Origin of the sequence: Caballeronia sp. M1242, from assembly GCF_017220215.1 — a bacterium.
Taxonomy (GTDB): domain Bacteria; phylum Pseudomonadota; class Gammaproteobacteria; order Burkholderiales; family Burkholderiaceae; genus Caballeronia.
In genome coordinates, this window is the sequence record NZ_CP071129.1 from 385,808 (window position 1) to 398,147 (window position 12,340).

Sequence of the window (12,340 nt, forward strand, 5' to 3'; positions counted from 1 at the left end):
GCGACGCGTCAGGGGCAGGCCAGAAGCCCGCCCCCCGCCCGCCGCGCTCACGCCGCCAGCATTTCCTTCGCGTGCTTGCGCGTCGTCGCGGTGATTTCGATACCGCCGAGCATCCGCGCCACTTCCTCGATGCGCTTCGCCTTGTCGAGCGGCGTCACCGTGCTGACGGTGCCGCCGGCATCGTCGGACGACTTCGCGACTTGGAAATGCTGATCGCCGCGCGCGGCCACTTGCGGCAAGTGCGTGACGCACAGCACCTGACGGTCGCGCCCGAGTTGATGCAAGAGCCGCCCGACGACTTCCGCGACGCCGCCGCCGATGCCCGTGTCCACTTCGTCGAAGATGAGCGTGGGCGTGGGACTCGCGGTACTCGCGATGACCGCGAGCGCGAGGCTGATACGCGCCAGTTCGCCGCCCGAGGCGACCTTCGCGAGCGGCCGCAGCGCGACGCCCGCGTGACCGGCAACGCGAAACTCGATCTGCTCCAGCCCGTTCGCGCCGCCTTCCGCAAGCGGCACGAGCGCGACTTCGAAGCTGCCGCCCGCCATCGACAGTTCCTGCATGCCTTCGGTGACCGCTTTCGAGAGCGACTTCGCTGCCTTCGCGCGCGCCTTCGACAGCACGTTCGCTTCGGCGAGATACGCGTCTTTCGCTTTCGCGGCGGCGGCGTTCAGCGCGTCGAGGTCCGCGGCGGCGTCGAGTTCGGCGAGCTGACGGCGGCGCGTTTCGTGTTCTTCCGGCAAGGCTTCGGGCTGAAGACGGAATTTGCGCGCCGTCGAATGAAGCTGATCCATGCGCTTTTCGACTTGCGCGAGCCGGTCCGGATCGAGCTCCAGCCGCTGCGCATAGTGCGACAGCGAGTACGACGCCTCCTGCAACTGTATTTCGGCCGGTTCGAGCGAGGCGAGCGCATCGTTGAGCGCCGGGTCGATGTCGGCGAGAGCGCGCAGCTTCGAAATGATGGCGCCGAGCTGGGAGATCATCGCGTCATCGGATTCGGACAGCGCGCCGAGCGCGTTCTGCACGCCGTCGATCAGACTCGCCGAATGCGACAGCCGATGATGCTCCGCGCTCACTTCCTCCCATTCGCCGGGCTGCGGCGCGAGCTTGTCGAACTCGCTGAGTTGCCAGGCAAGGCGTTCGCGCTCCAGCTGCAGTTCGCGGTCGCGGCTTTGCGCGGCGTCCACGGCCTGCTGCGCTTCGCGCCAAGCCCGCCATGCGCGATTCACGGCGGCAGCCGTATCGACCAGACCGGCGTGCGTGTCGAACAGTTCGCGCTGCGCGTCGGGACGCATCAATAACTGATGCGCGTGCTGGCCGTGGATATCCACGAGCATTTCGCCGACTTGGCGCAATTGCGTGAGCGTCGCCGGCGTGCCGTTGATAAAAGCGCGCGAGCGGCCGCTCGAATCAATCACGCGGCGCAGCATCACCGTGTCGCCGTCTTGCGAAAGCGCGTGCTCGTCGAGCCAGCGAACTACTTGGGCGTGCGTGCCGAACTCGGCGGTGATGTCCGCGCGCGGCTCGCCGGTGCGCACGACGCTCGCATCGGCGCGCGCGCCGAGCGTGAGCGCGAGGGCGTCGATCAGGATCGACTTTCCCGCGCCGGTTTCACCCGAAAAAACCGTGAAGCCCGAATCGAATTCGATGTCGAGCGCGGCGACGATGACGAAGTCTCGAATGGAGAGATGACGGAGCATGGACGCTTCGGGAAGGGTTCGGCAAAGTTGTGCGGTCAGACAGACGAGTCCTGCGAGGGATGCTCGTTCCAGTGCAGTTTCTTGCGCAGCGTGGCGTACGTGCTGTAGCCGACCGGATGCAGCACCGGCACGGTGTGCCGGGAGCGCCGCACCTCGATGGCGTCGTTCAGTTCGACGGCGGTGAACGACTGCATGTCGAAGTTCACGTTCACGTCGCGCCCGCCGATGATCTGAATGGTGACCTTCGAGTCGTCGGGCAGCACGATCGGACGGTTCGAAAGCGAGTGCGGCGCGATCGGCACGAGCACGAAGCCTTGCAGTTGCGGATGCAGAATCGGCCCGGCGGAAGACAGTGCGTACGCCGTGGAGCCGGTCGGCGTCGCGACGATCAGCCCGTCGGAGCGCTGGTTGTACATGAAGTGGCCGTCCACCGACACGCGCAACTCCGCCATGCCCGAGAAGCCGCTGCGATTCACCACCACGTCGTTGAACGCGAGCGCGTGATAGATCGGCTTGTCGTTGCGCACGATGCGCGCTTCGAGCAGGCTGCGCTCCTCGCGCTCGAATTGCCCCGCGAGCATTTGCGGCACGCGTTCGCGCATCTCCTTGAGCGGAATGTCCGTGATGAACCCGAGCCGCCCGTGATTCACGCCGATGAGCGGCGTTCTGTACGGCGCGAGCTGACGGCCCACGCCGAGCATGGTGCCGTCGCCGCCGAGAACGACAGCGACATCCGCCCGCGCGCCGATCTCCGCGATGGACAGCGCGGGATAGTCGGTCACGCCGACGTCCTTGGCGGTGCCGGCTTCGAACACCACGTCGAAGCCCTGGTTCGCAATGTGCTCCGCGAGCGATCGCAGCGGCGCCTCGATGCCGGGCGTGTTGGTGCGCCCGACCAGGGCGACGGTCTTGAATTGGCCAATTTCCATGCCGGCATTACACCATAGGTCGAAGGCGAAAAGAACCGGCGCCGCGCGGTCTCAGGTAGCTCCGGTTTGTCGCTAGAATGGAGCGGACATTGAACGATCGGCGCGCCGCCGGACGCAGCCCGAAACGGCGCGAGCCCGCGGCGGCAGCCGTCGCCGCGCTTTGACACGTTGCGTTAAAATTTGCCCATGCTAGACCCACGTGCACAAACCCTCCTGAAAACGTTGATCGAGCGTTACATCGCCGAAGGTCAGCCGGTCGGTTCGCGCACGTTATCACGTCACTCCGGCCTCGAACTGAGTCCCGCCACCATCCGCAACGTGATGTCGGACCTCGAGGACCTCGGCCTCGTCGCCAGTCCGCATACTTCCGCTGGGCGCATTCCCACGCCGCGCGGCTATCGCCTGTTCGTCGACACCATGCTCACGGTCGAAGCCCCGCAGGACGAGGCGATGACCACGGCCGTCAAGACGCGTCTGCAAGGCGAGGAGCCGCAGAAGATCGTCGCTGCGGCGGCGAGCGTGCTGTCCAGCCTGTCCTCGTTCGCAGGCGTGATCCTCACGCCGCGGCGCAGCCACATGTTCAAGCAGATCGAGTTCATGCGGCTGTCGGACAAGCGCATTCTGCTCATCATCGTGACGCCGGAAGGCGACGTGCAAAACCGCATGATGGCCACGCAGCGCGACTACTCGCCCTCGCAACTCACCGAAGCCTCGAATTACATCAACGCGCATTTCGCGGGCCTGTCCTTCGACGAAGTGCGCCGCCGGCTGCGCGAGGAAATCGACCAGTTGCGCGGCGACATGACCACGCTGATGCAAGCGGCGGTCGTCGCGAGCACGGCCGAAACCGATCCCGGCGAGACCGTGCTGATTTCCGGCGAGCGCAACCTGCTCGAAGTCGCGGACCTTTCGTCGGACATGGCGCGGCTGCGCAAACTCTTCGACCTCTTCGACCAAAAGACGAGCCTCCTGCAATTGCTGGATGTTTCGAGTCACGCGCAGGGCGTGCAGATTTTCATCGGCGGGGAATCGAATCTCGTGCCGATCGAGGAGATGAGCGTCGTGACCGCGCCGTACGAAGTGAACGGCAAGATCGTCGGCACGCTCGGCGTGATCGGCCCGACGCGCATGGCCTACAACCGCGTGATTCCCATCGTCGATATCACGGCGCGCCTGCTGTCGATGTCGCTCAGCCAGCAATAACGCGTCTTTGCGGGCATCTTGCCGCGCCGCCGAACGCGCCGCCACTAGGCCGTTCGGCCGATGCAGCGTGCTGGAACGCGCCGCTATAATGGCCGTCACCTTTCGATGACTTTCGGCCGCCTTGCCCTATGCGTTTCGACCTCGAGTTGCCCTCGCAGCCCAGCGCCTCGCATCGCGTCGCGGTGCTGCTGATCAATCTCGGCACGCCGGACGCGCCCACGCCGCGAGCGGTGCGCAAATATCTCGCGCAGTTTCTGAGCGATCCGCGCGTCGTCGAAATTCCGTCGTTTATCTGGCAAATCATTCTGCGCGGCATCATCCTGCCGTTTCGCGGGCGGGCATCGGCAAAAAAATACGCGCAGGTGTGGATGCCCGAAGGCTCGCCGTTGCGTGTCTATACGGAGCGGCAGGTCGAAGGCTTGCGGCGGCTTTTTGCGGCGAACGATTATCACGTCATCGTCGATTACGCGATGCGCTACGGCACGCCGGGCATCGGCGCCATGCTGAATCAGCTGAAGCTGGAAGGCGCCGATCGCATCCTGCTCGTGCCGATGTATCCGCAGTATTCGTCGTCGACCACGGCCACGGCTTTCGACGACGCCTTCACTGCGCTCAAGCGCGTGCGCAATCAGCCGGAGATCCGCACCATTCGCCATTACGCGGACCATCCCGCGTACATCGCGGCGCTCGCCGAGCAGGTGCGTGACTACTGGCGGCTGCACGGCCAGCCGGACTTCGCCTCGGGCGACAAGCTCGTGTTGAGTTTTCACGGCGTGCCGAAGCGGACCATGGATCTCGGCGACCCGTACCATGACCAATGCCAGTTGACCGGCTCGCTGCTCGCCTCCGCGCTGGGGCTCACGCCGGTGGAATGCCGCGTGACGTTCCAGTCGCGCTTCGGCCGCGCGGAGTGGCTGCAGCCATACACCGCGCCGACCCTCGCGGAACTGGGCGCGGCCGGCGTGAAGCGCGTGGACGTGTTCTGCCCCGGCTTCACGGCGGACTGCCTGGAAACGATCGAGGAAATCGGCATCGAAGTGCGCGACGAATTTCTGAAGGCGGGCGGCAAGGAATTCCACCGCATCGCCTGCCTGAACGCTTCGCCGGCGTGGATCAAGGCGTTAGGCGAGATCGCGGCACAACATCTGCAAGGATGGCCTGTACAGGCCACGCAACCGGTGACGGTGGCGGCCTGAAACCGCTCATCGCACGAGAATCACCATGAATTACAAGATCACGACGGAACCGGGCGCGCGCCTGCGCATCGACAAATGGCTGTGGGCCGCGCGTTTCTTCAAGACGCGCTCGCTCGCGAGCGACGCAGTGGAGAAAGGCCGCGTGAGGATCGGCGGCGCGAACGTGAAGCCGTCGAAGGACGTGCGGGTGGGCGATATCGTCGAGATCGATATCGAGCGGATCGTCTGGCAGGTGCAGGTGCTCGGCCTGTGCGACGTGCGCGGTCCCGCGCCAGTCGCGCAGACGCTCTATGCGGAGACGGACGAAGGCCGGACCAAGCGGCTCGCGGAAGCGGAACGGCGCAAGACGTTTCGCGAGCCGGCCGCCGGCATGCAGGGCAGGCCGACGAAGCGCGACCGCCGCATCATCGACAGATTTTCAGGTTCGGATTGAAGAATTCTTCGACCGTCGCGTGAACGCCGCCGTACTCGGTGGTGCGGGCGGTCAGGGCGCCGGACATGCAGATGGTCGTGGTTCCCGCGACGAGTACCAGGGCGACCACCGCGATGGCAAAGGTCAGTTTCATGGTACCCCCGGGAAACGGGAACGGCGGCTGGACGACCGCGCGAGGATCAGGAAATTGGCGACGCGTAAGCGGTTTGTAGCAATCGTAGGATTAGGGTAAACGTGCGTCCTGCGGTGCTTGATCGAAGTGTAGGTGAGCCGCTGCATTCCCTCAATCTCAATTTACGCGATGCGGCGAAACGTCCGTTACCGCTTATTTCGCGCGCGCCCGGGCTGGCACACTGACGTTCAATTTTGATCTGACAAACCCTTGAAAACTTTTCCGCTGCCCCAATTTCGGCAGCTAGCGCGAGGAAGCGCGTCGGCCGCTTAATGGCCGGCGGCATTCCCGATCCATCCAATCACGGTAATGACACTCAGCGACATGGAAAACACGCAAGAGAATTCAGCGAGCCAGAACCCCACGCCCGCCGACGAAAACGCGCGCCAGGCCGCCGACTTGAATCAGGCAGGCGGGCAGGCCGCCTCGGCAGACGGCACTGCTGCGCCGGAAGCCGCCACCAACAGCACGAACGCCACCGAAACCGCACTGGCGGAAGCGCAGGCTCGCGTGGCCGCGCTGCAGGAAGAATTCCTTCGGGCGAAGGCGGAAACGGAAAACGTACGCCGCCGCGGCCAGGAAGACGTGGCGAAGGCGCACAAGTTCGCCATCGAGAGCTTCGCCGAAAATCTGCTGCCGGTGCTCGACAGCCTCGAAGCCGCGCTCGCGGATCAGTCCACGGATCTCGCCAAGGTGCGCGAAGGCGTCGAACTGACGCTGCGCCAGTTGACGGGCGCGCTGGAAAAGGGCCGCGTCGTCGCGCTGAATCCGGTCGGCGAGAAGTTCGACCCGCATCGTCATCAGGCCATCTCGATGGTGCCGGCGGATCAAGAGCCGAACACCATCGTTGCAGTGCTGCAGAAGGGCTACATCATCGCCGATCGCGTGCTGCGTCCGGCGCTCGTCACCGTCGCTGCGCCGAAGTAAGCCCGCGAGGTTCGCGATCATGGCCAACGTGCCCGTCGATTCGATCGCTTTCTCCGTCTTCGACATGCAGGAACTGGACGCCGCCGGCTTCGACGCCGGGCTGGCGTCGGCGGGCGACGAACTGGCCGTCGTGTTCTTCTGGGGCCTCGACTGCTTCAACTGCGAGATCGCGAAAAAAGCGATGCTCGCGCAGCCCGACGCCATTCGCGCGCTCGGACTGAGGTGGTTTCACAGCAATGTGTACGAGCATCGGGAGCTAGGTCGCCGCTTCATGTTGCATGGCGTGCCGACGTGGTTCTTCTTTCACCGCGGCAAGCGGCTCGGCCGCGCGACCGGCTGGCACGGTCTTGCGCAATTCGAGGCGGCAGTCGCGGCGGCGCGCGAGAAAATCCGCGCGGCGGCAGCAAAGCAATGACGCGAACCGGAGCGCAAAAAGTTATAGACCGCATTGCATTCAGGGTCTTGAAAACGAAACCGGCGCTCTTATCTTGCGTACAGGTATGAATTTTGGGCGTTCGGCCCGTTGAATCGGCCGCAAAAGCCGGCGTTTTCCGGCCGCAGCGCCAAAGCGATCAAAGCTAGGAGAGTATAAAAATGGGCAAAATCATCGGCATCGACCTCGGCACCACGAACTCGTGCGTGGCGCTGATGGAAGGCAATCAGGTCAAGGTCATCGAGAACTCGGAAGGCGCGCGCACCACGCCGTCGATCATCGCGTACATGGATGACAACGAGATCCTCGTTGGCGCGCCTGCCAAGCGTCAGTCGGTCACGAATCCGCGCAACACGCTGTACGCTGTCAAGCGCCTGATCGGCCGCCGCTTCGAAGAGAAGGAAGTGCAGAAGGACATCGGCCTGATGCCCTACAAGATCGTCAAGGCCGACAATGGCGACGCATGGGTCGAAGCGCACGGCCAGAAGCTCGCGCCGCCGCAAATCTCGGCGGAAGTGCTGCGCAAGATGAAGAAGACCGCTGAAGACTACCTCGGCGAGCCGGTGACGGAAGCCGTCATCACGGTTCCGGCGTACTTCAACGACAGCCAGCGTCAGGCAACGAAGGACGCCGGCCGCATCGCCGGTCTGGAAGTCAAGCGCATCATCAACGAACCGACGGCAGCCGCGCTCGCGTTCGGCCTCGACAAGGCTGAAAAGGGCGACCGCAAGATCGCCGTGTTCGACCTGGGCGGCGGCACGTTCGATATCTCGATCATCGAAATCGCGGATGTGGACGGCGAAATGCAGTTCGAAGTGCTGTCGACGAACGGCGACACGTTCCTGGGCGGCGAAGACTTCGACCAGCGCATCATCGATTACATCATCAGCGAGTTCAAGAAGGAGCAGGGCGTCGATCTGTCGAAGGACGTGCTCGCGTTGCAACGCCTGAAGGAAGCGGCTGAGAAGGCGAAGATCGAACTGTCGTCCACGGCGCAGACCGAAATCAACCTGCCGTACATCACGGCGGACGCTTCCGGTCCCAAGCACCTGAACCTGAAGATCACCCGCGCGAAGCTCGAAGCGCTCGTGGAAGACCTGATCGAGCGCACGATCGAACCGTGCCGCATCGCTATCAAGGATGCGGGCGTCAAGGTCGGCGAAATCGACGACGTGATTCTCGTCGGCGGCATGACGCGCATGCCGAAGGTGCAGGAGAAGGTGAAGGAGTTCTTCGGCAAGGAACCGCGCCGTGACGTGAACCCGGACGAAGCCGTGGCCGTGGGCGCCGCGATTCAAGGCCAGGTTCTGTCGGGCGACCGCAAGGACGTGCTGCTGCTCGACGTGACTCCGCTCTCGCTCGGCATCGAGACGCTCGGCGGCGTGATGACGAAGATGATCAACAAGAACACCACGATCCCGACGAAGCACTCGCAAGTGTATTCGACGGCGGACGACAACCAGAGCGCCGTGACGATCAAGGTGTTCCAGGGCGAGCGTGAAATGGCCGCAGGCAACAAGCTGCTCGGCGAGTTCAACCTCGAAGGCATTCCGCCCGCACCGCGTGGCGTGCCGCAGATCGAAGTGACTTTCGACATCGACGCGAACGGCATTCTGCACGTCGGCGCGAAGGACAAGGCGACCGGCAAGGAAAACAAGATCACCATCAAGGCGAACTCGGGTCTGACGGACGCCGAAATCGACAAGATGGTGAAGGACGCCGAAGCCAACGCCGAGGAAGATCACAAGCTGCGCGAACTGGCCGATGCTCGCAACCAGGGCGACGCGCTGGTCCACAGCACCAAGAAGGCGGTTGCCGAGTACGGCGACAAGGTCGACGCTTCGGAGAAGGAAAAGATCGAAGCCGCGCTGAAGGACCTCGAAGAGGCGCTGAAGAACACGTCGAGCGACAAGGCGACGATCGAAGCGAAGATCGAGGCGCTGGCTACCGCATCGCAGAAGCTCGGCGAGAAGATGTACGCCGACATGCAGGCGCAGCAAGGCGCGGCGGGTGCGGCTGCCGGTGCGGCCGGCGCGGAAGCGGCATCGGCTGGCGCGAGCCAGCAGCATGACGATGTCGTCGACGCCGACTTCAAGGAAGTGAAGAAGGACTAAGCCGCAGAGCGCGTGGATGGCAACGTTCACGCGCTCGCGGTCTTTTCGCGGGCGGTATCGCGCGAAAACACCGCGGCAGGACGCGTTGAGCGTCTGACGTGAAACGCGCCTGGCGAGCCGAACGGCTCGACCGGGCACATTGTTTTTTTGGGGCGTCTTGCTGAAGGCGGGTTTTTGCAGCGAGGCGTCAGAGGTTACGCGCGGGCCGTTTGGTCCGAAGCATTCGAGAGGAACCGTCGCGGTCACTCCGCGGCGGCATGGAACCGACATGGCGAAACGGGATTACTACGACGTTCTGGGCGTTGCGAAGAACGCGAGCGACGACGAGATCAAGAAGGCGTATCGCAAGCTCGCGATGAAGTATCACCCTGACCGCAACCCGGACAACAAGAAGGCGGAAGAGAACTTCAAGGAGGCGAAGGAAGCCTACGAGATGCTCTCCGACCAGCAGAAGCGCGCCGCGTACGATCAATACGGTCACGCGGGCGTCGATCCGAACATGGCGGGCGCGGGCGCGCAAGGCTTCGGCGGCTTTGCCGATGCGTTCGGCGATATCTTCGGCGACATCTTCGGGCAGGCCGCGGGCGGCGCGGCGCGCGGCGGTCGCGGCGGTCCGCAGGTGTATCGCGGCGCGGACTTGCGCTACAGCATGGAGATCACGCTGGAGCAGGCCGCGCACGGTTACGACACGCAAATCCGCGTGCCGAGCTGGGTCAACTGCAACGTCTGCCACGGCTCGGGCGCGAAGCCCGGCACGAAGCCGGAAACCTGTCCGACGTGTCACGGCCAGGGCCAGGTTCGGATGTCGCAGGGCTTCTTCAGCATCCAGCAGACCTGTCCGAAGTGTCACGGCAGCGGCACCTACGTTCCCGACCCGTGCGGCAACTGCCACGGCGCGGGCAAGGTGAAGGAAACGAAGACGCTGGAAGTGAAGATTCCGGCCGGCATCGACGACGGCATGCGCATCCGTTCGGCGGGCAACGGCGAGCCGGGCATCAACGGCGGGCCGAGCGGCGACTTGTACGTGGAAATCCACATCAAGCAGCACTCGGTGTTCGAGCGCGACGGCGACGACTTGCATTGCCAGATGCCGATTCCGTTCACCACGGCGGCGCTCGGCGGCGAGATCGAAGTGCCGACGCTGGCGGGACGCGCGAGCTTCACCGTGCCCGAAGGCACGCAGTCGGGCAAGACGTTCCGTCTGCGCGGCAAGGGCATCAAGGGCTTGCGTTCGAGCATCGCGGGCGATCTCTACGTGCACGTGCAGGTGGAAACGCCGGTCAAGCTCACCGATCAGCAGCGCGATCTGCTGAAGCAGTTCGAGAAGTCGCTGACGGAAGGCGGCGCGCGGCATAGCCCGCAGAGCAAAAGCTGGTTCGACCGCGTGAAGAGCTTCTTCGACTGATGCAGTCGATACGAGCATTGCCATGAAGATCGAAGCACGCAGCGCGGTGTTCGCGCTGCTCGACGATTGCGACGCGACCGCCGAAAGGCGGTCGAGTCGTTTGTACGCGGACTTTTCGCACGAGCATGTGTGCGAGGACGGGCGCGAACTCGATGCGGTCTGCGCCGCCATCGAACGCGATCTGACAAGCGGACTGCATGCAGTCGTTGTCGCGGATTACGAGTTCGGGCGCAACCTTCAGTTCGGCAGCATCGGACGCGGCGGCGATCACGCGCTGCGCGTGCTCATGTTCCGCTCGTGCGCGCTGCTTTCACGCGATGAGGCGAGCGAATGGCTCGCGTCGCAGGATGCCGGAAGCGCCGAGCCCTCGGTCGCGGGCGTCGGCGGCATCGAGCCGAGCATCACTCGCGACGAATTCGATCATGCGATTGCTGCCATCAAGCAAGCGCTGGAAGAAGGCGAGTCGTATCAGGTCAACTACACGTTCCGGCTGAATTTCGATGTGTTCGGCTCGCCGCTCGCGCTGTATCGACGGCTGCGGGAGCGGCAGCCGGTCAGGTACGGCGCGTTGATCGCGTTGCCGGACGGACGCGCGGTCGTGTCGTGTTCGCCGGAGCTTTTTGTCGAGAAGCATGGCGACCTGCTGCGCGCGAAGCCGATGAAAGGCACCGCGCCGCGCGACTCGGACCCCGCCGCGCTGCGCTGCGATCCGAAGAATCGCGCGGAGAACGTGATGATCGTCGACTTGCTGCGCAACGACCTCTCGCGTGTCGCGGCGACGGGCTCCGTCCATGTGCCGGCGCTTTTCTCCGTGGAGCCGTATGCGTCGGTCTGGCAGATGACCTCGACGGTCGAGGCGCGCGTATCGCCGGACACGTCGTTCGCCGCGATCGTGCGGGCGCTCTTTCCGTGCGGATCGATCACCGGCGCGCCGAAGTACCGCACGATGCAACTCATCGATCAGATCGAAAGCACGCCGCGCGGGCTTTATACCGGCGCAATCGGCTGGCTCGATCAACGCGGCGATTTCTGCCTCTCCGTCGCCATCCGCACTCTCGTGATCGACGCTGATCAGAAGCGCGGCGTGCTCGGGATTGGCGCTGGCATCGTGCTGGATAGCATCGCCGAGAGCGAGTACGAGGAGTGTCTTCTCAAGGCGCGCTTTCTGACCGGCGCGGACCCCGGTTTCGAACTCTTCGAGACGACGTACGCCACGCGCGATGAAGGCGTGCGCCACTACTCGCGTCATGTTGCGCGACTCGAAGCGAGCGCAGCGTATTTGGGCTTCCCCTTCGACAAGCGCGCTCTGGATGCCCATGTCGCGCAGCAATGCGCGAGCTTTGAAGCGGGCAAGCCGTATAGACTGCGCATCGCGCTCGACAAGAGCGGACGCCTCACGCTGACGAGCGCGCCGCTTGCGCCGTTGTCGTCGGATACGGTGGATGTGCTGCTCGCTGCGGACCGAGGCTTCGCGCCGCAGTCATCCGCCGACGTATTGCTTCGCCACAAAACGACGCGCCGCGCCGACTACGACCGCGCGTGGAAAGCCGCCGAAGCCGAAGGCGCGTTCGACATGCTGTTCACGAACGAGCGCGGCGGACTGACCGAGGGCGGCCGTTCGAGCGTGTTCGTGAAGCTGGACGGAAAGTGGTGGACGCCGCCCTTGAGCGCCGGCGTGCTGCCCGGCGTCATGCGGGCGGTGCTGATGGAGGAACTCGGCGCGTCGGAACGCACGCTGACCGTGCGAGACATCGACCGCGCCGAAGGCTTGCTTCTCAGCAATGCGCTGCGCGGCGCGGTCAACGCAACGTTCAAACGCTAGAGCCGA

The 12,340-nt window shown here is 64.3% G+C and carries 11 protein-coding genes; 8 read left to right on the plus strand and 3 right to left on the minus strand.

Annotated elements, in window-relative coordinates; translation table 11 throughout:
- Positions 1 to 47: 47 nt before the first annotated feature.
- Together recN and JYK05_RS01835 are read right to left on the minus strand one after the other, a co-directional pair.
- Positions 48 to 1,700, minus strand: a complete 1,653-nt coding sequence (recN, locus tag JYK05_RS01830) for a DNA repair protein RecN (protein WP_206467558.1) — start codon at positions 1,698 to 1,700, stop codon at positions 48 to 50.
- A gap of 35 nt (positions 1,701 to 1,735) precedes the next feature.
- Complete coding sequence (locus JYK05_RS01835; RefSeq protein WP_175939497.1) at positions 1,736 to 2,629, minus strand: NAD kinase; 894 nt, start codon at positions 2,627 to 2,629, stop codon at positions 1,736 to 1,738.
- A gap of 186 nt (positions 2,630 to 2,815) precedes the next feature.
- On the opposite strand from JYK05_RS01835, the gene hrcA reads away from it, so the two are divergent.
- The 3 genes from hrcA to JYK05_RS01850 all read left to right on the plus strand — a co-directional run bounded on the left by hrcA (position 2,816) and on the right by JYK05_RS01850 (position 5,461).
- A complete protein-coding gene (hrcA, locus tag JYK05_RS01840) occupies positions 2,816 to 3,832 on the plus strand; it encodes a heat-inducible transcriptional repressor HrcA (protein WP_175939498.1) in 1,017 nt (338 codons plus the stop codon).
- A 128-nt stretch (positions 3,833 to 3,960) separates the two neighbouring features.
- Positions 3,961 to 5,028, plus strand: coding sequence for a ferrochelatase (gene hemH / locus JYK05_RS01845; protein WP_175939499.1), 1,068 nt, complete (start codon positions 3,961 to 3,963; stop codon positions 5,026 to 5,028).
- Positions 5,029 to 5,053: 25 nt separating this feature from the next.
- On the plus strand, positions 5,054 to 5,461 hold the full coding sequence (locus JYK05_RS01850) for an RNA-binding S4 domain-containing protein (protein ID WP_175939500.1): 408 nt from the start codon (positions 5,054 to 5,056) through the stop codon (positions 5,459 to 5,461).
- On the opposite strand, the gene JYK05_RS01855 is transcribed toward JYK05_RS01850, so the two are convergent.
- The gene (locus JYK05_RS01855) at positions 5,433 to 5,594 is read right to left on the minus strand and encodes a hypothetical protein (protein ID WP_175939501.1); all 162 of its coding nucleotides are present in this window, start codon (positions 5,592 to 5,594) and stop codon (positions 5,433 to 5,435) included. The genes JYK05_RS01850 and JYK05_RS01855 overlap by 29 nt on opposite strands.
- 363 nt (positions 5,595 to 5,957) lie before the next feature.
- Between JYK05_RS01855 and grpE the strand changes: the two genes are divergently transcribed.
- The 5 genes from grpE (at position 5,958) to pabB (ending at position 12,334) form a co-directional block, all read left to right on the plus strand.
- Positions 5,958 to 6,560 carry a nucleotide exchange factor GrpE gene (gene grpE / locus JYK05_RS01860; RefSeq protein ID WP_206467559.1) on the plus strand — a complete coding sequence of 201 codons (603 nt, stop codon included), beginning with the start codon at positions 5,958 to 5,960 and terminating at the stop codon, positions 6,558 to 6,560.
- Positions 6,561 to 6,579: 19 nt separating this feature from the next.
- The gene (locus JYK05_RS01865; protein ID WP_206467560.1) at positions 6,580 to 6,975 is read left to right on the plus strand and encodes a thioredoxin family protein; all 396 of its coding nucleotides are present in this window, start codon (positions 6,580 to 6,582) and stop codon (positions 6,973 to 6,975) included.
- A 179-nt stretch (positions 6,976 to 7,154) separates the two neighbouring features.
- Positions 7,155 to 9,107, plus strand: coding sequence for a molecular chaperone DnaK (gene dnaK, locus JYK05_RS01870; protein ID WP_206467563.1), 1,953 nt, complete (start codon positions 7,155 to 7,157; stop codon positions 9,105 to 9,107).
- Positions 9,108 to 9,375: 268 nt separating this feature from the next.
- Positions 9,376 to 10,512 carry a molecular chaperone DnaJ gene (dnaJ, locus tag JYK05_RS01875; protein WP_175939505.1) on the plus strand — a complete coding sequence of 379 codons (1,137 nt, stop codon included), beginning with the start codon at positions 9,376 to 9,378 and terminating at the stop codon, positions 10,510 to 10,512.
- Between the two features lie 22 nt (positions 10,513 to 10,534).
- Positions 10,535 to 12,334, plus strand: a complete 1,800-nt coding sequence (gene pabB / locus JYK05_RS01880) for an aminodeoxychorismate synthase component I (protein WP_206467564.1) — start codon at positions 10,535 to 10,537, stop codon at positions 12,332 to 12,334.
- Positions 12,335 to 12,340 lie beyond the last annotated feature (6 nt).

What these genes read in the sequence shown, in the direction of transcription:
- recN (WP_206467558.1), bottom strand. Translation starts at nt 1,700, where the DNA reads ATGCTCCGTCATCTCTCCATTCGAGACTTCGTCATCGTCGCCGCGCTC.
- dnaJ (WP_175939505.1), top strand. Translation starts at nt 9,376, where the DNA reads ATGGCGAAACGGGATTACTACGACGTTCTGGGCGTTGCGAAGAACGCG.
- JYK05_RS01850 (WP_175939500.1), top strand. Translation starts at nt 5,054, where the DNA reads ATGAATTACAAGATCACGACGGAACCGGGCGCGCGCCTGCGCATCGAC.
- JYK05_RS01835 (WP_175939497.1), bottom strand. Translation starts at nt 2,629, where the DNA reads ATGGAAATTGGCCAATTCAAGACCGTCGCCCTGGTCGGGCGCACCAAC.
- pabB (WP_206467564.1), top strand. Translation starts at nt 10,535, where the DNA reads ATGAAGATCGAAGCACGCAGCGCGGTGTTCGCGCTGCTCGACGATTGC.
- grpE (WP_206467559.1), top strand. Translation starts at nt 5,958, where the DNA reads ATGGAAAACACGCAAGAGAATTCAGCGAGCCAGAACCCCACGCCCGCC.
- dnaK (WP_206467563.1), top strand. Translation starts at nt 7,155, where the DNA reads ATGGGCAAAATCATCGGCATCGACCTCGGCACCACGAACTCGTGCGTG.
- JYK05_RS01855 (WP_175939501.1), bottom strand. Translation starts at nt 5,594, where the DNA reads ATGAAACTGACCTTTGCCATCGCGGTGGTCGCCCTGGTACTCGTCGCG.
- JYK05_RS01865 (WP_206467560.1), top strand. Translation starts at nt 6,580, where the DNA reads ATGGCCAACGTGCCCGTCGATTCGATCGCTTTCTCCGTCTTCGACATG.
- hrcA (WP_175939498.1), top strand. Translation starts at nt 2,816, where the DNA reads ATGCTAGACCCACGTGCACAAACCCTCCTGAAAACGTTGATCGAGCGT.
- hemH (WP_175939499.1), top strand. Translation starts at nt 3,961, where the DNA reads ATGCGTTTCGACCTCGAGTTGCCCTCGCAGCCCAGCGCCTCGCATCGC.